This is a genomic window from Methanolobus vulcani (assembly GCF_006546655.1).
Classification (GTDB): Archaea; Halobacteriota; Methanosarcinia; order Methanosarcinales; family Methanosarcinaceae; genus Methanolobus; species Methanolobus vulcani_A.
Window position 1 is genome coordinate 146215 of the sequence record NZ_VIAQ01000020.1, and the last position, 23186, is coordinate 169400.

Below are 23186 nucleotides of genomic sequence, written 5' to 3' on the forward strand. Positions count from 1 at the left end.
CGTTAATTATTACTAATGGTTATTTTGTTTGATGGCGTATAAGATTCAAAAATGAAACATTTTGAGAATAAAATAGAATCCGGAAAAATCAGCCAAAAAAAGAAATATTTCATCCCAGCAATTCAGCCGGGAAATTTTCATCATCATTTTCAGGATAAACAATTATCTTGGCATCAGGATTAAGCTTTCTGATAAGTTTCAAAACGGCATCGGAATGTTTATTAGTATCTAACCACACTTTACCCATACAAACAATCTCTGCGCCTGCTGTCTGTTTCCTGACATATTCGGTAAGCTGGTCTTCTTCTATCTCAAATTCGGGTGAATCAACAAGTACAACAGAAGGCAAAAGTTCCACATCATCAAGTTCCATTCTTTCAAGGTCAGCTTTCAGTTTATGGGGTAGCACTGTTTCCTCGGCTTCAATGAAAACAGTATCAGGGTTGAACTCTTCCTGTATTGTAAGGAGATTACTCCTGATATCTGTATCAAGAGAACATGGGATGCACACACTATTAACTTCCCTCGTCTTTATTCCAAGGTCTGTAAGTGTTTTCTCATCATAATCCACTTCACCGTTTTCCTGAACAATGACGCCAATTTTCTCTCCCCGGGAATTGAGATATTTTGCAAGCTTTAGAATTAGCGTTGTCTTTCCACTGCCTGTAGCTCCGCCTATAATACTGACTTTCATAAGATACACTCCACAAAGATATTGATAAGAAACGTCCTTGAAACTTACGGTTTAGGTGGTTGGTAGCGGTGCTGTGAGTCTGGACTGCAAATACTACTTCTCACCGGACTTTCAAAATCACTCATCTCTTTTTTGATCGGATATACAGGCATCCTGAAGATGAATTTGCTACCTTTGCCCGTTTTACTCTCCACACGTATGCATCCGTTATGCATTTTCAGGTATTCCCTGACAAGCACAAGTCCAAGTCCCGCTCCTCCGTATTGTCTGGTATTGGAACCATCTACCTGTACAAAAGCATCAAATATCCTTTCCCTGTCCTTTTCAGCAATACCAATGCCGGTGTCCTGAACGGATACTTCTATTTCATCATTTCTCCTGTTCATGACAACAATAATATTCCCGTTTTCAGGTGTGAATTTAAGAGCATTTTCTATAATGTTGTAAAGTATTTCCCTGAACTTGTCTGCATCAGCAGTTATGGTACCAATATTTTTCCCAATACTGATGCATGTCTTGATATTCTTTTTCCTGGCAAGTGTCTCTGTGGCTTCCATAACATTTTCAGCAACCAGAACCGGATCGAAGTTTGAAAAGTGAAGTGTTATTCCATCTGACTCTATCTGGGATAGGTCAAGTACATGGTTGATAAGACTCAAGAGCCGGTGACCGTCATTGTTCATGAGACGAAGATATTTTTCCTGTTCCTCATTGATCATTCCCAGGCTTCCATCCAGAAGCACATCCGAAAATCCGATAATAGAATTAAGTGGTGTCCGCAGTTCGTGATTCATGTTGGCCAGCAGTTCATTTTTACAGCGGTTAGCTTCCTCAGCAGCTATCTTTGCCAGCAACATTTGTTCCTCAGCTTTTTTGCTTTCTGTGATATCAACAAGAGTTCCGATCGCCCAGTGTTTTCCACTTTTCAGATTGAAGGTATTTCCCTTTGCCAGCACCCAGATCCAATCTCCTGAATTTGCTGCCATACGCATCTCAAAATTAAAAGGTCTTCTTTCGTTAACCGAATCAATGATTTCAGGCATCACATTTTTCCTGTCATCAGGATGCATCAATTTACTCCATGTATCAATTGACATGGGAACTTCATTATTTTCGTATCCAAGCATCATGTATGACTGCGGATTGAAATAAAAATCATCCTCATCAAGGTCCCAAACCCAGAAACCATGTTCGGATACTCTCAGAGCAAGTTCAAGTCTTTCTTCACTCTCTTTGAGGGCATTCTCGGTTTCCACTCTTTTGGTAATGTCTCTTGAGTTTCCCTGTATAGAAACAGGTGCTCCGTTTTTATCAAAAATAATCTTGCCTATTATTTCTACAGGTACTGCATGGCCTTCTTTGTTAAGCACCTCTACCTGAAAACAAATACCTTCTGAATTAGGTGCTTTTTGCAGTCCGAGACGTATGGACTCCAGCATTTTCATGTAATTCTCTTCATCACAATGATCTTTCAAATTAGATCCGATCCATTCTTCCGGAAGAAATCCAAGTATGTCATAAACGGAATGATTAGAATAAGTGAATACAAGATCCATGTCCATAGACCATATACAGTCTTGAGTGTTTTCCGCAAGCAGGCGATACATCTTTTCGCTGGTTTCAAGTGCTTCTTCCGCTTCTACTTCTTTGGTTATGTCATATGTGTATCCGACCATTTCAACGGTTTTTCCTGCTCTGTCTTTAACCACCCATAAGGACAGTGATCCGATGAAGACTTCCCCGCCTTTGCGTACCAATCTTGTTTGTATCTGGTTATATTCTTTTGAAAGCAAAGGTTCTATGATGTCGTTGTTCAGTATATCAAGGTCATCTTCATGATAAAGCAGCGAGATGTTTTTTCCCAGAGCTTCTTCTGAAGTGTATCCAAATATCCTTTCAGCTCCTTTGTTCCAGCTTGTTATTATTCCTTCTAAGCTGGTGGAGATCACAGAGAATGGAGATTGTTGTATTATGTCTGACATGGATTTCAGGGCATCCATGGCTATTTTCTTTTCAACCATCGCCTTTTTGCTATCAATAGCCTCCCTGATAGCGAATGGAAGCCTGCTAATATGTTCTTTCAGAATATAGTCAGTGGCACCAGCCTTCATGGCTTCTACTGCAATTTCCTCGTTCATAGAGCCTGTAAGAATGATAAAAGGCATGTTACTGTTATAAGTAAGTGCCAGTTCCAGTGCACGCATGCCATCAAATTCGGGTAGCATGTAGTCTGATATGATAATATCGGGTTTGAATTCATATAGGCCTTTTAAATAATCATCTTCATTTTCTGCCAGAAATGATTCAAAAATGATGCCGCAACTTTTAATTTTTCTTTTGGCAAGTTCTAAATCTTCTGGTAGGTCTTCTACAAACAGAATCTTTAAAGCCTGTATCACTCATCTGATCCCCTTAGAAATAAGTATAATTATACTATGGAAATTTCATCTATTTTCATCCATGTACCCCTCACATGGCAATTTTTACCCATGTTATTATGTTAATTACTTATTAATAAAGTTGCAGGTTATTTAATAAAAAATAGTTATAAGTCAAAAAAGAAAAAAGAAATGTAGCAGAAATTCACTTCTCATGCTCGATTTCTTTTTCCAGTTTTTTCATTTCCTTTATCTCTTTAATCCTTCTTAAAGCCACTTCGCCGAGGAATATGATAAGGGCTGCAATCAGGAAGTATATCTTCTGGCTGACACTTTCATTTACTTCTTTTACTGCATTACTTTGTGCCTCTTCAAATAAGTTATTCCTGGCTTTGTTTACCGTAAAAGTTTCTCCTCCATACTTTATTATCAGTGAAGGGAGATCCTCGTTAAGTCCTACATCACGGTATTCAATAGCATAATTTACAGCAAGAGGATACCCTGAAAGATCATGTATTCCGATATAAGTCGGATAAATAGTGGCTTCATAGATATCGTTACCAACAAGTGAGAGTTCAACTTCCTCGTCGTTGAGTTTGAGGGTTGGAACTCCTTCTTCATACATTGTAAGTTCAATATCCACAGATGATCCATACCACGAATCTTCTGCCACTACAACTGCTCCTGTTTCTTCCCTGGGATTACTAATTGCCCAATTTACAGTTGCAGCTATCAGTTTTGAATTGTTTCCGGAATATAACTGGGTAGCCCACATTTTGTTATTGCCATAGCCGTTATCGGTAGTAAGTGCTGCCACTCTTCCAAGTCCGTATCTCCATGTGGTCAGTACCGGCTTACCGGTGCTTGTAATTACAAGCCTGTCAGCTCCGGCTTTTGGTGTAACGTCATTATACCCTGTGATACTTCCATCAACATCAATATTTTTAGTGATGAAATGTCTGGTATTAACTTCAACAAGCGAGAAGTCATCAGTTTGGATTCCTTCAGATGATGTATCTGAAGAACTTTCCCCCAGGCTGATGTCTGCTACTTCCCCTCTCTCAAGTGGGACGTAGCTTCCTTCAACTTCTTCCATCAAAGTTTCGGCATAATAATTTCCATCGTCATCAATCTTAAATCTCTGACTTGGATCATTGTTTTCTATTTGCAGGAAATAAAAACTGATACCTTTTTCATGAAGGGATGTTGCAATATCCAGTGTATCATCATATGTATTACCGATTGCCCCATCTGAAATAATTATTATTTCAAGTTCTCCATCCTGTTCATCAAGCCACTCATCAGCAACGTCAAGTCCTTCATTAAGATCACTGTCACTTGCACCAAAAGAGAGATCATTGGTAAGTTGATCTTCTATGTAATCGATGTTAGCTTGTGTTCCTAAATACAAAAGCCCGTTAGTAATATCAAATCCTGTACTTCCAAAAGCAATGACTCCTGCATAGGAATCCTTGACATCTTCATCGTTTATAATTGCGACTGCATTTGAAATAACATCGTTCTGGATTTCGTAATTAAGTATACTTATTGATGTATCAATAAGAAGAACAACATTTCTTCCACCAGTCCAGTCAGTTGGTTCTGATCTGACAGGTAGTATCTCTTCAATTGATGAATCCAGATAATCACCGAAGTTGTAGGAACCATCTCCTCCAACAACTACAATTCCTCTTCCATCGTTGAGGTAATCTTTTAGTTTTTCAACTTCTTCATCACTAAAATCGCTTTCATCTGTGTTATCAATAACAATCGCTTTTTTGTCATCTATATTTTTTAGCTCACCGGAATTTGAAACATCATACAGGTTATATAATACATAAGCAAGGGGTGAATCTCTATCCAGTCCGATTGTACGAATTTCCGGTTTTGGAATTACATAGATGGCTTTATAGAACTCATTATTAATGGAATCAACATCAGAGCCTGAAGGATATATGATTGCTTTTAGTGTGTGTGTTCCAAGTTTTGAAAACTCCACCTGTGAGACTATTATTGTTGAATCTCTGTCTGTAAATGTTTTCTTACCACTTCTTATAAGCTTGTCATCATTATAGAGTTCGTAGCTAAATGACGTTTCCTGCTCTGTTGCCTGAGATACAACTACCTCAAACTGATTTTCAGTATTAATAACTACATCTTTGTCTCCTTCGATTTTTACACTCAGGTCGTTAGATGTAAGTTCCGGTTCTACATAATATACAGTTGTACCCATTTCCTGGGCATATTCCAGAGCAGACTCGATATCTTCACCAGTATTGCTGTTACCATCAGTAACAAGAACAATTTGATTGTCTCCGGTAGCATATTGCTCAATTGCATCTCCCAGGGCAGTACTTTCCCCGGTCAGCTTGACAATTTGAGTAGATGTTTTTTCCTGAAGAGCTTCATATAGTTCTGTTGCAGTTTCATTTTCAAATAGTTCCATACTATTTGTTTCGTCTGAAATAATGATAAGATCAGGTGTATCATCAACAGTTTCGCTTGTAACCACTGCGTAGGGTGAAGCAAGAGCGGTAATGAGAAGTGAAAGCACAATTATACGTGAAATGATAAGGCTTTTCTTTGCACCCTTTTTCAGCAGATAAAAACCTGCTATAATTATTGGAATAACTAATAGTATTACCAGAGGCTCTTCAAATTCTATCATCAGAGTTCACCTCTCTTTTTAATAATCAGAAGTTCAAGCAGTACCAATAGTAAGACAAGAATAACCATATACGTATCAAGATATTGTTTTCCTGTATATGAACTGGCACGCACAATACCGGCTCCATTATCGGACTCTGCACGTTCTATTACATCGTCCCCACTAAGCGTTGTATCCGATTCCTTATCATTATACAGGTTTACTGCAATCTTTTTTCCTGCTACCTGATAAACACCCGTCTCATCATAATATACTCGTGTGGTGGTTTCAGTGCTGCCTGGAGTCTCTATTTCCTGTTCTTTGGCAAGTATTGAAATAGTGCCTGTTTTAAGATTATAATCCTGTACGTCTCCTGTTCCTCCAAGCCATCCTGCCAGCTTTGACCAGAAGACAGGATATTCAGGCAGGTTATGGAAATTATTCCAGGCACTTTCACCTGTAATATCATTAATTCCAAAATACACAGACGTTCCTTCACCAAAAGACCAGTAACTAAGAATTGGGATACCGTCCTCAGTTGCAACAAGAGTGGTCGTGTCTAATCTCTCTGTAGCATTGAGGTAGTGATACATAGCTACTTCATCAAATTTGATATCCTCACTAAGCCTGGTATCCTGAAGGACTTCAATTGTCACTCCGTCATCTGCGTCAATTACAGATTCCGGCATAACCGGCATCAGTTCTTTGAGTTCAGTAGCTGCATTACCAGATGATATTGCTTCGCTTGCAATGAAAACAACTTTTCCGCCACTATTCAGGTAGCTGTTGAGAGCTGATATTTCATTACTTCCGAGTGTTCTCTCTTTGTTAGCAATAACAATCATGCTGTAATCAGTCAGAGCATTTGGAACACCTTCACTTTGATCTAATTCTATACTTGGTATAAGTGACAGTGCAATCATAGATGGCAGATTATCAACATCCGAAACAAAAAGCAGTTGTCTGTCAGATATGCCTGGTATGGAAATATAAGCAGTGTTGTCAGCCATCAGACTATCGTCATTTGTAATGGTTACTTCGGTTATACCGGAACCGAGATTTGTTAACTGGAACTGTTTTGTTGAATGAGCAGGTATTGCAAGTGAAGTGGATTTTGTATTTCCACTTTTCAGGTTTTCAATTTCTATATCAACTGTTTGCCTGCTATTGTAATAGTTCTTGATAACTCCTGTGTATGTGTAACTATCGTCATCTGTTTCAATGCCACCCTGAATGAAACCAACATTATCAGCGTCATTTCCAACGATGACAAATTCAACATTAAGACTATAGGACTCTGCCAGTTTCAGGGCATTTACAGGATCGTCCCCGTTCCAGTTTGTGAAATCGGAAATAACAACTATATCTCCGCCTTCTTCTGAGAGTAGTCTTGTAGCAGCTGAGATTGCACTCGAAAGGTCTGCAACCGTAGATTTAGCCTCAAGTGTATCAAGCATATCATAGGTTGCATCTGCGCCTTCTCCTTCTATAATTGTCACCGGCGAGCTTTCTGCAAGAATTATAGTATTCTTTTTACTCACGTAGTCCTCTGCCTTTGATATCGCATCGTCAAACCTATTATCTGTCTGCATACTTGCGGAAGCATCAATAACAATTACCGTATGGTCACCACTTAGTGCTTCCTCTGTTTCATAATAAGGTGAGGCAGCAGCAAGTGCAAGCAGTATCAGTACAAGAAGCTGTATAAGGAAGAGCGGGTCTTTGACAATTTTAGAAATAGATGTATAGAATCTTTTCTTCTCTTCTTTAATATCAAGAAGGAACATAAGTGAAGGAACCTGCACCTGAAGTGGCTTAGGTCTTAACAGATATAGCAGAATAAGTGGAATTACACTTACAAGTGCTCCCAATGCCAGTACATTATCAAAAGGCATTATCATTTCCCCCTACTGATAGTATTGAAGAATGCGTCAAATATCGGTGTATCTGTTGTGAATGAGTAGAATTCGGCACCTACCTTATTGCAAACATCACTTATGTGACCTACATGCTCAGTGAGTTTTTTCTGGTACTCATTTTTCATATCTTCACTGACATAGGTATCAAGCTTTGATCCGGATTCCAGATCAATGAGTCTGCTATGCCCATGAATTTCAAGAGAGCTTTCTGTTCTGTCAAGTACCTGTACAAGTATCAGGTCGTGGTCAGAAAGTCGATAAATAGCCGATTCAATTTCCTTTGGATCTTGCAGGAAATCTGATATTATAATTACAAGTGAGCGTGAGTGAATTACTTTACTGTAAACAAGAGTAGATTCATCGATAGCAGTTTTTCCACCAACAGGAGCAGTTTCAAGTCTTTCTATTGTTTTAAGGAGATATTTTCTTCCTCTTCTGGGCTTTGTAATATTCACATCTTCTGCAAAGGTGGATATGGCAAACTTATCATTATCTTTGGTTACAAGGTACGCAAAACCAGAAGCAAGCATAGTTGCATATTCGAATTTACTGGGAGCATCACCGCTTGTGTAATCCATACTTTTACTGGAATCCAGAAGAATATGGGTTGTCAGGGATTTATCTTCCTCGAACTGCCTGATATAGAGTTTCTCAGATCTTGCATAAACTTTCCAGTCTATAGTTTTGATCTCGTCTCCGCTATCATATTCACGGTATCCTTTGGTGTCAAGACCTCTTCCACTATGGATGGAACGCCTGCTACCTGCATACGCAGTTGATATTCTTTTCTTTACCATGAAGGTAAAGCGGTCAAGCTGCCTGAAAAACTCAACATCTATATTGTGTCTCTTGTCGCTCATTGCAAGTGCCCTTGTAAGTTAGCAAACTGATTTACTTTGTCTTCTCAAGTATGCTCTTGATAACCTGATCAGTAGTTATGCCTCGCCTTTCAGCTTCAAATGTGAGCATAATTCTGTGCCTGAGTACCGGATATGCCATGGCATCAATATCCTCCGCACTGACATAATTCCTGCCTCTGATAAGTGCCCTTGCCTTTGCAGCAAGTATAATACCAATAGATGCTCTTGGAGATGCCCCGTATTCGATAAACTCACTTCCGATACGGGTAGCCATGACTATTTGTATTGCCCTGTTCCTGATATCATCTGCAACAGGCACGTCCCTTGTGAGTCTCTGGAGGTCAAGAAGTGTATTCTTGTTCACAACCTTATTGACGCTTGGAGTAATAGATTTTGTATAGCGGTTTACGATTTCGATCTCATCTTCATAGCTTGGATAATCCACAAGGATCTTGAGAAGGAACCTGTCAAGCTGAGCTTCAGGAAGCGGGAATGTTCCTTCCATTTCTATCGGGTTCTGGGTTGCCAGTATGAAAAAAGGCTGTTCAAGTATGTAAGTATCATTTCCAACTGTAATTTGCTTTTCCTGCATTGCTTCCAGCAGGGATGATTGTGTCTTTGGTGATGCACGGTTGATCTCATCTGCAAGTACGATATTGGCAAATATTGGTCCGGGTTCGAACTTAAATTCCTTGTGTCCACCGCTTTCTTCTATAATTTGTGTTCCTGTAATATCTGCTGGCATGAGGTCAGGTGTACACTGAATTCTGCTGAAATTAAGGTCCATTGCTTTTGATATAGTGGAAATTGTAAGTGTTTTTCCAAGACCGGGATTACTTTCAATAAGTGCATGGCCATTACAGAGTATGGCAATTGCTATTTGTTCAACTGTATCTGCCTGGCCTACAACTACCTTTCCTATTTCATTAAAAAGAGTCACGAACATATCGCCAGCCATTTTGTATGTTTGCGACAGGTCCCTTGAGTTCATCTCACTAGCCATCTATTATCTCCTTTGTCTTTGTCCTGTGAATTTTATGATTTGAATAAAGCTTTTTTTTATTAGGGTCAGGCATTTGCCAGTTCTTCAAAATATGATTTAATTATACTTTCGTATCCTTCAGGAAAATCTTCATAATATGCCTGGGCTGAAATTACACTGGTTTCATAAGCAGATGATTTTTCAAAATCAACATCTTCATCTGTTGCATTTTCTTCGTTTACAAAACCTTCAGCTGAGCTTCCGGAAAGAGTCAGGTCCACATCCACACCGTCGTAAACTATTATGTCAGTTTCTTGTGTCATGTTAGAATCTGATTCACTTACTTCCTCGTCCTCTTCACTTCCAAATTCGGAAAGACCATCATTGGTATCGTCATTTCCGCCGACAAAAGGAAGATCTTCAATAAGTTCTGCTATATCTTCCGGAGTTACAGCGTCTGTACGAACATCATTATCAACGACATAAACAACTGTTGTACTTGATACCAGTATTATTATTAATCCAAAGATAAGCTTCCCTTTAATTAGTAAAGTTGAAGAACTAATTTTGCTTATACCTGAAGATACGGTACTTACAAGATCTGAAACTATAAGGTTTTCAACACCTGCGTTATCATAAGCAGTACGCAGTCTTTCACTAAGTTCCGGATATTGTTGCTCGATCAGCATGATCGCTTTTTCTTTATGATCGCGCAGATGTCTGAGGAATGTTATTAACAACGATAGGAATATTGCAATGATTGCCAGTGCAACAGTTCCAAATGCAATATCCATTCCAAGAATGTCATAAGAAGTCCCTGCACGGACTTCAAAACTAGGGAGATGTTGGAATACCTCATCAACATGAATATAGAATAAAAGTAAATACAGAATAATAGCAGTTCCAAGAAAATCCAGGATTGTGTATAACCTGCGATATCTCTTGAGTGCAGCTTCCTGTTTTTTAATAAAACTCCTGACGTCCATGCCCATAATTCACCGCTTTTTTCTGCAAGGTAGTAATTTACAATGACCTGTATATTAATTGGATTCAATTTGATTCGCAAGTGGAATCGAATTCCTGATACGAACCAAGCATTTTCAACATCCCTACGCTCGACTCTATGTTATATATTGCATCTTTTATAATATCATCGCTTATGTTTCCTTCAAAGTCTATGTAGAACACATAGTCTCCCAGAACTTTTTTTGATGGCCTTGATTCTATCCTTGTAAGGTTGATATTATGCTTTGCAAATTCCCCAAGTATGGAATAAAGTGCACCTGGCCGGTCGCGGTCAAGATAGACTATTATTGATGTTTTGTAAGGACTGGATGAATCCGCCTGTTTCAGGGATTTGACCATATTTTCTGTGGTTTCCGACCTTGTAATAACAACAAAACGTGTGTGATTATGTTTCCTGTCCTGAATATCAGGCATCAGAATATCCAGTTTGTAAACATCCGCAGTCTCCGGGGACGCTATAGCAGCCATTTCCTCAAACTCAGTTGCAAGTTTTGCAGCATGCGATGTGCTTCCAGTGGTTCTCAGTTCTGCAAGAGGAAACGTCATTTTCAGGAAGTTGCGGCATTGTCCAAGAGCCTGGGGATGCGATAGTATCACCTTTATGTCTTCTTCCTTTCCTTTTGAAAGAAGGCAGTGCTTTATTGTAACAATTGTTTCACCAATGATGTTTACATCTTTTTCCAGAAGCAGGTCTAAGGTAACACCTACAGACCCTTCGATAGAATTTTCCAGAGGCACTACACCGATATCGCACTCTTTGTTTTCCAGCATGGAGAAAACATCCTGGATGTCAGAACAATGCTCCAGAACATTGTCGTTTTCAGCTACATTTTTTGCAATCCACTGCTTTGCAGCCTTTTCTGAATATGAGCCTTTAAGCCCGAGTACTCCAATTCTCATTTTTTTCCTCAATGACAGTAATCTAAGAAAATCTTTGCATCATTCTTGTTCAAGTGTTTTAAATATTTTCTTCTCCAGGTCTTCATGCCTGTTATCAAGAAGAGTTACATCTTTTTCAGCAGTAACAAGTTTTTCTATATATTCATTATCCTTATCGTGAGGCATGGCAGTTATATCCGGCAGGTCTTTAAGTGCCTGAACTTCAGGATTTATGTTATCTTCCATTTTAGCAAGTGCATTGATCTGCTCTTTTAACTCATCCCTTTTATCGGTATCAGAGAGGTCTTTAATCTTATCTTCCATGTCCTTTCTGCGATCCGGGAATTTTTCAGTTATTGTATAGATCCTGTCAAGCATCTGGGCCATTATAGCCTTGTCAAAGATTATATCTTCAGTCTGGACCTCAGGTTCTTTTTCTTTTGGAGCTAGCCTGGTATCTTCTTTTGGTGGCATGCACACATAGTCCTCGCTGAAAACTCTCTGGTTCATATAAGTGGGTGAGACTATTTCAATGTCTGAATTGTGCAGGTTATCAATGACGTTCTTCTTGAAATCAGATCTTGCAGTGATTATCCTGTCAACATCTTTCAGGAGCCCTCCGACTTTGTAGCTTATCGAGAAGTCTCCCAGTTTTTCAACATGCACAAATGGATTTTCAAGCCCTGTAATTTCAGCAGCCTGAAGAAGACTTTTCTCGATATCCTTTCTGGGTATATTATACCCCAGTGAAACACTTGTAGTAATAATAGTACCTGACGATCTTATGGTCTTCAGGGGTTTTGAGACAAGAGCCAGATTTGGAATTGTGATGAGATCACGGTCAATAGACTGTACCTGAGTATTCAGGAAGTAGATTTCTGTAACCCTGCCAAAGGTTCCATCGGTTTTGATAAAATCCCCTACCCTGAACGGATTTATCAGACGCAGCATGATGCCTGCCATTGCATTTGCTACAAATGTGGTTGAAGAGAATGTGATGATGGCACCAATAATGATACTCACAAAGGTCAGGACAAGGTTCTTGTCTTCAACATCAATTGGCAATGTAAAAATTGCAAATAAGAGCCCGATTGCTAATATTAATATGTAGATTATTTGCTGAATAATCCTTTCCCTGGAAAAGAGGCTCTTTTTGTGAAACAGAAAATTGAAAATTAGTATTAGCGAGAGGGTTACCAGTAATGAAATTATTGCCGGGATTAATTGATCTATTTCCACGCTTACCCTCTGTGATAATGTTTGATGTTATTTCAGCAAACTCTCTTTATTTCGCTCTATTTTGATAATTCCTTAATTATCAACAATTCATCCTATATATAATGTAGATTGGATAATGGCCCTTCTCACCAATATCATCAACTAATACATTCTTTTATCACTCTTTTCATCCCATTCTTTGAGAAGCTCAAGACATTCTTTTCTGTCAATGTTGACTATTTCAAGTGTCTCCTCTTCCTCTTCTCCCCTGATCAATTTGTAGAATAGGCTGTCATCAAAACCTATTGCAGCAACATCTTCTTTGTTAGTTCCAAAATAGATTTTCTTTATTCGTGCCCAGTATATTGCTGCAAGGCACATGGGGCATGGCTGGGAGCTGGTATAGATTTCACAATCAGAAAGGTCAAATTTCTCTAGTACCTCGGATGCCTGGCGAATTGCCAGAACTTCAGCATGCGCTGTTGGATCATTGGTAAGCAAGACTTTATTGTGGGCTCTGGATACTATTTTTCCATCTTTGACTACAATTGCCCCGAAAGGTCCTCCGTGGTTGTGTTCCATTCCCTCTCGTGCTTCATCAATTGCAGCCTGCATGAAATTGTCCATGAGACATTATAATTTATCTATTAGTTTTAAATGAACTGGTAGATTTGATTTTTTAAGAATATTAATCAAAATAAAGCTTTATAGTTAATTAATTCAATGAAATAATGATCAATATAACTTCATACCAATTTCAAAACTTTATCTTCTTTTAATTCAAAATTAAAGCTTTATTTTGTGTTTTTGACTGTAAGTATCTTTATATTCGCATTTGAGAATCATCGAATTGTAAGATCACATGTTCACATACCACCAACAACCAACCACCATCATCACCTACCAACAATGTACCACCATACATATCGTACACCAAAACATGTGATCTTTCTAACAATTACAAATTCATATCGTACACCACCAAAAAACCACCTGAAAAACAATAGCAAGAGATGAAAAATGCACGAAAGAAATTGAGACATTCTGAGGCATTATACTTATAATTATAGGAGGATTGGAGAAATGAAAAAAAATACATTAAACTATATAGTTGATATCCCACTATTAGTGCAGTCAGCCATCGTGAGTGTAACAGGAGTTGTCCTGATGTATGGCAGCCACGGTACCAGTTTCCTGGGATTTGACAGCAGGGAACTGCTCCATATGCATGAACAGATCGGAATCCTGATGGTTGCGTTCTCAGTAATCCATCTGGTATTGCACTGGAAGTGGATGGCTTGCACAACAAGAAACTTCTTCAGCAGCAAAAGTAAATCATCTGTAATGTGCGAAGTAGCACATCCAGTTGAAGACTAAATTAATTATCATCCAGGTATCTGGTATTTTCCAGATATTCTTACCCTTTTTTTCAGCTAATCATAAAGCTATTTATTCCTTCGCGTATTTCCCTGTACTATTATAAGGTGAAATAATGCAGTTAAAAGTTCAGCCTATTGATATTAAGGTCGGCAAATACAAGGTAGTAATGAATACTATTGACGCCAAAGAACTGGGAGTTAATGAAGGTGACAGAGTAAGGATCAAAGACCACAGGGTTCTTACGGCCATCGTAGACTTTACAGAAGATATGATCGCTCCCGGGATGATAGGGCTGTATCATGAAGTGCAGGAACAACTCAAGAAAGAATGGACAGAAACAGTTGAAGTCGAACCTGCAGATAAACCAAAATCCACACGCATAATCAGAAAGGTTATGGACGGTAAAAGGCTTGATAGGGACGAAATCTACGAGCTTGTAAAGGATATTGTTGAAGAGAACCTGAATGATATTGAACTGGCTGCTTTCCTTACTGCTACTTATATTAAGGATCTGAGCGAGGATGAGACCGAATGGCTCACCAAGGCTATGATCGATACCGGTGAACGTATAGAGTTTGCCACCACGCCTATTATGGACAAACACTCCATTGGAGGAGTTCCTGGAAACAAGATTTCCCTTCTGATAGTTCCTATTGTTGCAGCCAATGGCTTACTTATACCTAAAACAAGTTCCCGTGCAATAACAGGTGCAGGTGGTACTGCAGATCTCATGGAGATTCTGGCTCCTGTAGAATTCACCGCCCAGCAGATCAAGGAAATGACCGAGAAGGTCGGTGGTGTAATCGTTTGGGGCGGTGCAACTAATATCGCACCTGCTGATGATAAGCTTATCAGGATTGAGTATCCGCTTTCAATTGATCCACATTGCCAGCTTCTGGCTTCCATAATGGCTAAAAAGGGTGCAGTAGGTGCCCAGAAAGTTGTCATGGATATTCCAACCGGTGCAGGTACAAAGATACCTGATGTAAAGACCGGGAGAAAACTTGCAAGGGATCTGATCAACCTTGGAGACCGCCTTGGAATGGATGTTGATTGTGCACTTACATATGGTGCTTCTCCTGTAGGAAGAACAGTCGGTCCTGCACTTGAAGTGATAGAAGCACTTCAGGTTCTTGAAACGATGGAAGGTCCGAACAGTCTAATTGAAAAGAGCGCAGCGCTTGCTGGTATGCTTCTGGAGATGGGCGGTGTTGCTGCAAAAGGTCAGGGCCACGATCTAGCCATAGAAACCCTGAAAAATGGTAAAGCATTTGCAAAATTGAAAGAGATCATTGAGATACAGGGCGGTGACCCGAATGTGACTTACAGGGACATAAAAGTAGGTCAGTATACAGCAGAACTGAAGGCTCCTACAAATGGATATGTTCTTGAGTTCCACAACAAGCGCATTGTGCAGATCGCAAGACTTGCAGGTGCTCCAAATGATAAAGGTGCAGGTGTAAGGATACATAAGAAGCGTGGCGAGGAAGTAAAGGCTGGTCAACCAGTATTGACTATTTACGCTGAAAAAGAAGACAAGCTGGCAGATGCGATCAAGAACGCAAGAGAAGATCTTCCAATCGTAGTAGAAGGCATGCTTCTTGAGAAGGTTGCTGACATAACAGAACTGAAATGATAAATATGCCTGAAAAAATTGTAATATTAAGACTTGGCCATCGTCCTCAGCGTGATAAGAGAATAACAACTCATGTTGGCCTGACAGCACGTGCCTTCGGTGCCGAGGGAATGCTCCTGGCATCAGATGATCAGAAACTTGCAGACAACATTGCTGACGTTTCCAACCGTTTTGGCGGTAATTTCTATGTTAGGAATAATGTAAGCTGGAAAGCTGAGATCAAAAAGTGGAAAGAAGACGGTGGAAAAGTATGCCACCTGTCAATGTATGGTGTCAACCTTCCTGATGCTGTTCCTGAGGTAAGTGAATGTGATAAGCTCATGATCGTGGTAGGTGCTGAAAAAGTCCCGTTCGAGATATATGAGATGGCTGACTGGAACGTTGCAGTTGGAAACCAGCCTCATTCTGAAGTTGCAGCCGTGGCGGTAACTCTTGATCGCATAGCAGGAACCGATCCATTAAGGTCGGAATTCGAAGGAGGGGAACTTACAATAATTCCTGAAAAATGCGGGAAAAATGTTATAGACAGAAGAGAGTAAAGAATTTTTTACTAATCTCTTTTTACAGAAGGACCTCTGTATATTCTTCTCCTTTCATAATCCCCGTATCCTCTGTGTTTTGGATCATCTCTTTTCTTCACATGTTGCTCGAAGAGTTCGTCAAGTTCATCTTCATCGATTTCGTTAGCATTTCTACTTTCTTCTTCCGGCATATTATCACGGATTTCAGAGTGTTTTTATCAGTGGATCGTGGTCTATAAATTCCACATCAATTCCCAGTCTATCAGCAAGCACAGGGCAGAGATCCTGCATTCCCGGATTTTCGGTAGCATAGTGTGTTGCATCCACAAGCAGCATGTCACTATAAGAGCGTATTATGTCATGCTTTATTTCAGATGATACATAGGCATCAGCACCATAACTTCTGGCCGTATCAATGTATTCTGACCTGAAACCACTTCCTCCGAAAACCATTACTTTTTTAATTTCATCTTTACTACCAGTAAACTGAATATGGGTGCCAAGACTTTTGGAAACATGGTTAACGAAAGTCTCCACAGAACATGGGGCAATGCTGCCTATACGGCCAATAGGAGTTTCCTGCACATCTGAAAGTCCAAGTCTGTTTGCCAGCGCATCATTGATGCCTCCTTTTGCTTTATCAAAGTTCGTGTGCATGGAGTACAACGATATTCCGTTATCCAGTGCAATTTTCAGACTGTCTGCAAGTTCTTTATTGATAGAGTGCACAGCATGGAATATCAGGGTATGATGTGTGATAAGCAGATCTGCTTCTATCATAGCAGCCCTGTTAAGTACGTATTCTGTGGGGTCAAGTGCTACAGCTATCTTTTTAATGTCATTTTGCAGGTCAAGGTTCAGGCCTATCCTGCCGATATCAAAATCTTCTGCTAGTTCAGGGGGGGCAATATTCTCCAATACACTGATAACATCTTTTAATTGCATAAAAAAAGAATAAATCCAAACAGATTTTAAGCTGTCGGAAAATGCTTTGAAAATTTTGCGCAATATTTATAAGTTCACTATTATTTTATTCATGTGAATACAATCGAAGCATTCAAATAGATGCACTGTATAATTATAAATGATTATTATATATATTCTTCAATTAACGGTTATTCGAGGATAGTTCATGAGGATAAAGACAGGCATAGAAGGTTTTGACGAACTGGTGCAGGGTGGCCTGCTATCGGATCGTGTATATCTAGTGAGTGGTCCACCAGGCAGTGGTAAAACAACTTTTTGCGTTCAGTATCTGGCGCATGGTGCAGCTCTCGGTGAAACCGGACTTTATGTGACTTTACTGGAAAGTCCGCAGAATATTATCGATGATATGTCCAATTACTCCATGAATGTGCTCACCCTGATCAAGATGAAAAAACTGCTCTTTGCAGATCTTGGTCCGAGGATGGAATACGGTTTCATGGATGAGATGAGCGAGTATATTACTCCGGAATACGAGGTTTCAACATCAGCTGGAGAACACGAGGCTCCGTCACCTGCAATGGTATTCAGGGAAATAGCAGCTTATGTTTCAGAGTATGATGTAAAAAGACTTGTTATTGATTCAGTTTCTGCCATAAGGTTCACTACAAGGGATCTCTCATTGCAGGAAAAAGAAATGAGCCGTTTTATCAGGAATCTTAAGAAACTTGGCTGTACAACCATACTCATATCTGAGATGACCGATCCAAGTGCTTACTCAACTGAGCAGTTTGCTGCACATGGAGTTGTATTTATGCACAATTTCCTTTATGACAAAACGATGACCCGTGCAATGCAAATCATCAAGATGCGTGGAACCAAGCATGATTGCAACATGCGTGCGGTGGGTTTTAGTGATAAGGGACTTGTGGTAAGTGGCCTTCTCGAATGATGGTGTATACAAATGGTAAGGTTTTTTTCTAAAAAGGAAGAAAAAACCCAGCTTACTGATGCTGAGGTTTCGGAACTTACAAAAAATGCCTATGATCTGGGCTATGAAGTAGGTTACCATAAGCATTCAGAATTGGGATGGGTTAGTGAACGTTATTCCATGCTTGAAGACCTTGCCAAAACCGCCGGGTTTGATACGTTAGTAAAGGAACAATACACATGTGGTAAAGAAGACGGTCTTAAGGCCAAGGAAAGGGACATGAATGCAGGCCTCTCTAAAAAAGAGGCTGAAAAAGAGCGTCAGAATTCAAAGGGAATATGTACTACAAGTTCATCTACTAATAAACCTATAGATTCAGGATATGGAAGTTCTCTTGTAACTGACAAGTGTATTGCAGGAATGATCATGCAGCCTTCGCTTATGAACATGCCTGAATCTACTTCCAGAACCAGGGTCATTGACCAGCCTGCCCAGATTCGGGGATTTAAGCCATTATATCCAAAAATTTAGTATTAAATAACGTATAATCCAGGGATTTCTATGATACGTAAAGTGTTTTTTTGTTTAATGTTTATTGTTTTATTGAGCTTGCCTGCTATGGCATATACGCTTGATGATATTGAATGGAGCGATAGTACTGCTAAAACTGGAACTTTGAAATGGGGTGGTACTCTTACCCTGGATGATTATACAATAAAAGCTGAAGACTTTAATGAGGATGGTTACGTAAGTCTGGGTATCTATCGTGATGGTGTGCTTGAAAAGAAATCCCCTGCACGTGCTGGTGAAGGTATTGAATTCAGGGATACTGAAAAAGGTGATGACCTCCGTATTCTTATTAAAACAGTAACTCTTAATATTGACGAATGGACTGGCAACATGGATGATCCTAGTGCTGCCATTGAGATTTATGAACGTGGTATTCCTGAGATGGATATAGCGATTACAACTGAATCAGATGAATATGACCCACGTATGTCAACATACCGTTCAATTATTGCAACCATAGATATAGACAACGAAGGAGATGCAGAGGCCGAGGATCTGATCGTGGAAATTGATACGGATGGTATGGAGTTTCTGGATGGCGAGGATTCATATCATTTTACATCCGTAGAAGAGGATGAGGTGCTTGACCAGATAGAAATCGAACTTGAGATTCCTGAATACTGGGATGAGACTGATGTTGATATCACAGTAACTACAAAATCAGAAGATATCAATGGTGAGATTCATGAAGATACTGAAACCGAGACAATTACAATAGAGCCAGTTGTAGAGCTCATCGTTACAAAAACAGTAACCGAAGAAATTTATATGGATGAAACCGCACATGTTTCAGTGAGTATCTGGAATAATGGTATATACAGCCTGAGTTCCGTGACTCTTACTAATCCGCAAACAAGCGATCTTGAAATTCAGGATAATGTTGAGAATGAAGTTACATTATCTATCGGTTCTAAGGAAACCGAGGCAAAAATATTTGAATATACATTAAAGCCAACAAAAACCGGATCTTTTACTATCCCTGCTGCAAGTGCTACTTTTATCGATCCTGATGGAAACACACATACTTTTAAGTCCGATACAACAAAAATGGAAATTGATGGTCCGGATGTAGTACTTACTAAAACAGTAAGTCCTGAATCAGTAAGTCCGGGTGATGAAGTTACGGTAAAGGTAACTGTTAAGAATCAGGGTACAAAGGATGCCAGTGTAACTACAACTGAAACAATGCCTGAGAATGCAACTTATGTAAGTGGTGATCTTAGTTTCCATGATGTTGCAGCACATGGAAAAAGCTATACTTATTCATATATATTAAAAGTTGAAGGAACAGGGGATATCAAAGTTCCTGAGACAACTGCAACATTCATTGATCTTGAAGATTACAAGGGTGAAAAGGTATCCAATATGCCTGTTATTACAGTTGTTGATCCCTCGGAAGTGACAACTGAAAGTTCTTCCGCTTCTTCTTCTTCTTCCTCCTCAAGTTCATCAGATACGGAACAAAGTAGCTCAGATGACAATTATGCTTATACTTATGAGGAAGATACTGACAGGGTTGAACCGGGATTTGAAGCAAGCTTTATGATGCTTGCACTGTTTGCAGTTTATTTTGTATCAAAGCGCAGAGACAGGTAATGACTTTATGAAACAGCAAATCTTCCTTTTTATAGGACTGACTGTGCTGTTGTCACATCTTTGTATTGTTGCCAGTGCACAGTCGGATGATGTTGAATGGCTGGATGCAGAAGAGTACACCCTTTATTGGGGAGATGAAGTAAATCATAGCGGCTATCTTATAAAAGCCGCGGATTTTTCTCCTGCAAAACCTATTGATGTCGAAACCGATTATGTGATGCTCACTATCAACAGTATTTATGGTGATTCATGGAGTGCTATATTAAGTAATAATACCATTGGTCTTTCAAATAATAGTGTTCTTGATGACAGACTAAATATCACTGCAATTGAAATTATTACAGGTAATGATATACCTGCACCTTATACCGTTTTAAGTGTGGCTATTTCTAATTCAACAGAATCAATTCCTAAAACTGTGAAAAAAATAGATGCAACTTTTGAGTTTGATGAGCAATTCAGTAATGAAGTGTACATGGGCGAAAGGGCTTATTATAGCCTTTACATGAAACATATGCAGCCAGAACCTGTCGATTCAGTTTCAATAAGAGCAGAATTGCCTGATGGCCTGGTCTTTGATCCGGATTCGGACGGAGTTTGGAATTATTCTTTCGATTCATATGGTACGAAGTCACTTCAATATTCAGTTAAAGCATTAAGACCAGGCACATATGAGATAAACGGAACTTTAATAGATGCAGAATTGAATGGAACATCCTATTCTAAAGAAATGAATTCTTCCACTCTAGTGGTTCATGGTCCCGATATTGTTGTCAATAAGACTCTTAGTACGGATAGCATCAATTTGAATGAAAATGTAAATATAAGTGTTGATGTGGTAAATGAAGGCGACAGAGCAGCTTATATTACTCTTTCAGACCAGCTTCCTTTAGGGGGAAAGATATTATCCGGTGTAATGGGTGGAAGTCTTGTTTTACATCCTGATAAGACATTTTCAGTTGAGTATACAGTGCGAATGGATAAAGAAGGAGAAATTGTTATTCCATCAGCAACTGTAAAATTTATAGATTCATATGAATATTCAGGAACCTCTTATTCCAAAAAAACTCTTGTTCAAGTAAATGATCCTGATGTAGTTATAGCCTCAAGTTCAGGAACCGAAGATATTGAGGACGAAACAATAATTGAAGAAACAGTTGTAAGTGATAATAGCTCTCAGGATTCTGTAGAATCTGAAGTAGACCATGGGAAATTACAATTCCTGTATGATATCCTGGACAAGATAACGGAAGTTCTGAAGAACACTAAAGACAAAATACTATGATGTCCTTCTCCTGTTTGAGAATATTTCTATGAGTTACTCTATATTTGCTTAAGAGAGAGTTTTCCATGACAAAATCCAGACAGCATAAGAACAAATCCACCCTTATCCTGACACATGGGGATTCGGACGGGGTATGTTCAGGTGCGATTGCAAAAAGTGCTTATCCAGAGGGTGATGTTTATTTTACATCTCCTGTGGGTGTCCTTGATGACTTGAACCTTGCAGATGGTTATAAAAATATCATCATTTGCGATATTGCTATTGATGAAAGACATTGCACTGCCCTGTTCAAAAGACTTGCTGAGCTTGCATCAGTTTCTAATCTGACATATATCGATCATCATCCTTTACCGGAAAAATGTATAACTGCAGATTGGCTGCATCATGATCTTACCGTTTGTGCCTCGGAACTCACATATAAGGTTCTTGAGAAACGCTTAAGCAGTGATATGCGCAGGGTGGCTATTTATGGTGCTATTGGCGATTATTATGATAACACTCCTTCCGTGAAAGAGTGGTTGCGGGACTGGGATAAGAGAAGTCTCTTTTTCCAGGCAGGAACGCTTATTCAGGCGCTCATCTATTCAGGGAGGAACTATGATTTTAAGAGAAAGCTCCTTTTACCTCTTTCTCATGACAAGATTCCTACGGATATACCAAATGTGCTCAGGCTTGCAAAAGAAGGCGCTGATCTTGAGGAGCAGCTTCGTATTCATGTGAAGCATGAAGTAAAAGCCCTCCATAATCTGGCTTATGTGGTTGACCCCAATGGTTATATGTCAAAATCCGCTATATATGCTGCTTCCTATGGACAGCGGGATGTGGGTGTATCTGCCGAATTCCGCCACAAGAGGAACGTTTATGATATGAGCATGCGTTCAAGGAATTCAGAGTCTGTAGACCTGAATCGTTTGCTGCGCAGGATAGCACCTTCATTTGGCGGCAGTGGTGGAGGGCATGCTTCTGCTGCAGGTGCCAGGATTCCAAAAGAATCATTTGATGCTTTCCTTCGTGAGTTCGATAAGGCCATAGGGGTACAAAAACAACAGGCTGCAGAATTAATAAGAGAACAAAATAGCAGCATTAATGGCGGTATAAATGGCAAAGAAGACTGATGAACTTGAAGGTATTAATTTCGAGATTATTTTTTCAGGAAGATCGAATGTAGGCAAGTCTTCTATTATGAAGGAACTTACGGGAAAGAACGTTAAAGTCGGAAAGCGTCCCGGTGTTACACTTAAGCCTACTCATATAAGATATTCTGACCTGCTTCTTACTGACCTGCCGGGATTTGGTTTTATGAGCGGTGTGAAAGACCGCAAGCAGGATATCGTGAAAGACCAGATCGTGCGTTATATCGAGAAAAATGCTGAAAGGATCAATGTTGCTGTGCTTGTCATTGACGGAGCTTCTTTTCTTGAAATAGTACAACGCTGGGAAGAGCGTAACGAAATTCCCATTGATATTGAAATGTTCGAACTTTTCCAGGAGTTGGGTTTTGATATTATCCTAGCTGTAAATAAGGTCGATAAGATCAAAACTGATAAACTTGATGCGACCCTGGATCAGATATGTGATAAGCTGAATATGCTGCCTCCGTGGAGACAGTGGCTTGATACTGTTGCTCCTATAAGTGCAAAAAAAGGTGACCTTAAAGCTTTGAAATCACTTGTCAGGCAGAGACTGCACAATGAAAAGAGGGACGACCTGTTCAAGTATTTCTGAACAGTTCTCTTATTT

The 23186-nt window shown here is 39.5% G+C and carries 21 protein-coding genes; 9 read left to right on the forward strand and 12 right to left on the reverse strand.

Features of this window, described 5'->3' with window-relative positions; genetic code table 11:
- Positions 1-109: 109 nt before the first annotated feature.
- From FKV42_RS13560 to FKV42_RS13605, 10 genes are all read right to left on the reverse strand, one after another.
- Entirely contained in the window at positions 110-694 is a 585-nt protein-coding gene (locus tag FKV42_RS13560; protein WP_154810832.1) for a GTP-binding protein, read from the reverse strand.
- A gap of 44 nt (positions 695-738) precedes the next feature.
- The gene (locus FKV42_RS13565; RefSeq protein ID WP_154810833.1) at positions 739-3093 is read right to left on the reverse strand and encodes a PAS domain S-box protein; all 2355 of its coding nucleotides are present in this window, start codon (positions 3091-3093) and stop codon (positions 739-741) included.
- Positions 3094-3277: 184 nt separating this feature from the next.
- Positions 3278-5740, reverse strand: coding sequence for a VWA domain-containing protein (locus tag FKV42_RS13570; protein WP_154810834.1), 2463 nt, complete (start codon positions 5738-5740; stop codon positions 3278-3280).
- Positions 5740-7614 carry a vWA domain-containing protein gene (locus FKV42_RS13575; RefSeq protein ID WP_154810835.1) on the reverse strand — a complete coding sequence of 625 codons (1875 nt, stop codon included), beginning with the start codon at positions 7612-7614 and terminating at the stop codon, positions 5740-5742. The genes FKV42_RS13570 and FKV42_RS13575 overlap by 1 nt, the downstream gene beginning before the upstream one ends.
- A gap of 2 nt (positions 7615-7616) precedes the next feature.
- Positions 7617-8498, reverse strand: a complete 882-nt coding sequence (locus FKV42_RS13580) for a DUF58 domain-containing protein (protein WP_154810836.1) — start codon at positions 8496-8498, stop codon at positions 7617-7619.
- Positions 8499-8529: 31 nt separating this feature from the next.
- The gene (locus FKV42_RS13585; RefSeq protein WP_154810837.1) at positions 8530-9501 is read right to left on the reverse strand and encodes an AAA family ATPase; all 972 of its coding nucleotides are present in this window, start codon (positions 9499-9501) and stop codon (positions 8530-8532) included.
- Between the two features lie 65 nt (positions 9502-9566).
- Positions 9567-10466: a DUF7502 family protein gene (locus FKV42_RS13590; RefSeq protein ID WP_154810838.1), complete on the reverse strand. Its 900-nt coding sequence runs from the start codon at positions 10464-10466 to the stop codon at positions 9567-9569.
- 64 nt (positions 10467-10530) lie between these two features.
- Entirely contained in the window at positions 10531-11406 is an 876-nt protein-coding gene (gene pheA, locus FKV42_RS13595; RefSeq protein WP_154810839.1) for a prephenate dehydratase, read from the reverse strand.
- Between the two features lie 39 nt (positions 11407-11445).
- Entirely contained in the window at positions 11446-12450 is a 1005-nt protein-coding gene (locus FKV42_RS13600) for a mechanosensitive ion channel family protein (RefSeq protein ID WP_230375725.1), read from the reverse strand.
- A 315-nt stretch (positions 12451-12765) separates the two neighbouring features.
- Positions 12766-13230 carry a nucleoside deaminase gene (locus FKV42_RS13605; RefSeq protein WP_154810841.1) on the reverse strand — a complete coding sequence of 155 codons (465 nt, stop codon included), beginning with the start codon at positions 13228-13230 and terminating at the stop codon, positions 12766-12768.
- A 456-nt stretch (positions 13231-13686) separates the two neighbouring features.
- Here FKV42_RS13605 and FKV42_RS13610 point away from each other — a divergent pair, with 456 nt between their 5' ends.
- From FKV42_RS13610 to FKV42_RS13620, 3 genes are all read left to right on the forward strand, one after another.
- A complete protein-coding gene (locus FKV42_RS13610) occupies positions 13687-13980 on the forward strand; it encodes a DUF4405 domain-containing protein (RefSeq protein WP_154810842.1) in 294 nt (97 codons plus the stop codon).
- Between the two features lie 115 nt (positions 13981-14095).
- Positions 14096-15619, forward strand: coding sequence for an AMP phosphorylase (locus tag FKV42_RS13615; RefSeq protein WP_196214148.1), 1524 nt, complete (start codon positions 14096-14098; stop codon positions 15617-15619).
- 5 nt (positions 15620-15624) lie between these two features.
- Entirely contained in the window at positions 15625-16158 is a 534-nt protein-coding gene (locus FKV42_RS13620) for a tRNA (cytidine(56)-2'-O)-methyltransferase (RefSeq protein ID WP_154810844.1), read from the forward strand.
- Positions 16159-16169: 11 nt separating this feature from the next.
- Here FKV42_RS13620 and FKV42_RS14045 read toward each other — a convergent pair whose 3' ends face one another.
- Together FKV42_RS14045 and FKV42_RS13625 are read right to left on the reverse strand one after the other, a co-directional pair.
- Positions 16170-16331, reverse strand: a complete 162-nt coding sequence (locus tag FKV42_RS14045; protein ID WP_196214149.1) for a hypothetical protein — start codon at positions 16329-16331, stop codon at positions 16170-16172.
- Positions 16332-16344: 13 nt separating this feature from the next.
- On the reverse strand, positions 16345-17085 hold the full coding sequence (locus FKV42_RS13625) for a Nif3-like dinuclear metal center hexameric protein (RefSeq protein WP_154810845.1): 741 nt from the start codon (positions 17083-17085) through the stop codon (positions 16345-16347).
- Positions 17086-17272: 187 nt separating this feature from the next.
- Between FKV42_RS13625 and FKV42_RS13630 the strand changes: the two genes are divergently transcribed.
- The 6 genes from FKV42_RS13630 to engB all read left to right on the forward strand — a co-directional run bounded on the left by FKV42_RS13630 (position 17273) and on the right by engB (position 23171).
- Positions 17273-18016: an RAD55 family ATPase gene (locus tag FKV42_RS13630; protein ID WP_154810846.1), complete on the forward strand. Its 744-nt coding sequence runs from the start codon at positions 17273-17275 to the stop codon at positions 18014-18016.
- 12 nt (positions 18017-18028) lie between these two features.
- Complete coding sequence (locus FKV42_RS13635; protein ID WP_154810847.1) at positions 18029-18526, forward strand: hypothetical protein; 498 nt, start codon at positions 18029-18031, stop codon at positions 18524-18526.
- A gap of 87 nt (positions 18527-18613) precedes the next feature.
- Positions 18614-20161 (forward strand): BatD family protein, encoded by a 1548-nt coding sequence (locus tag FKV42_RS13640; protein WP_196214150.1) that lies wholly within the window; start codon positions 18614-18616, stop codon positions 20159-20161.
- Positions 20162-20168: 7 nt separating this feature from the next.
- Complete coding sequence (locus FKV42_RS13645; RefSeq protein WP_154810849.1) at positions 20169-21446, forward strand: COG1361 family protein; 1278 nt, start codon at positions 20169-20171, stop codon at positions 21444-21446.
- 65 nt (positions 21447-21511) lie between these two features.
- Complete coding sequence (locus tag FKV42_RS13650; protein ID WP_154810850.1) at positions 21512-22561, forward strand: DHHA1 domain-containing protein; 1050 nt, start codon at positions 21512-21514, stop codon at positions 22559-22561.
- Positions 22545-23171 carry a GTP-binding protein EngB gene (gene engB / locus FKV42_RS13655; protein ID WP_154810851.1) on the forward strand — a complete coding sequence of 209 codons (627 nt, stop codon included), beginning with the start codon at positions 22545-22547 and terminating at the stop codon, positions 23169-23171. Before FKV42_RS13650 ends, engB begins: the two co-directional genes overlap by 17 nt.
- Positions 23172-23186: the final 15 nt, after the last annotated feature.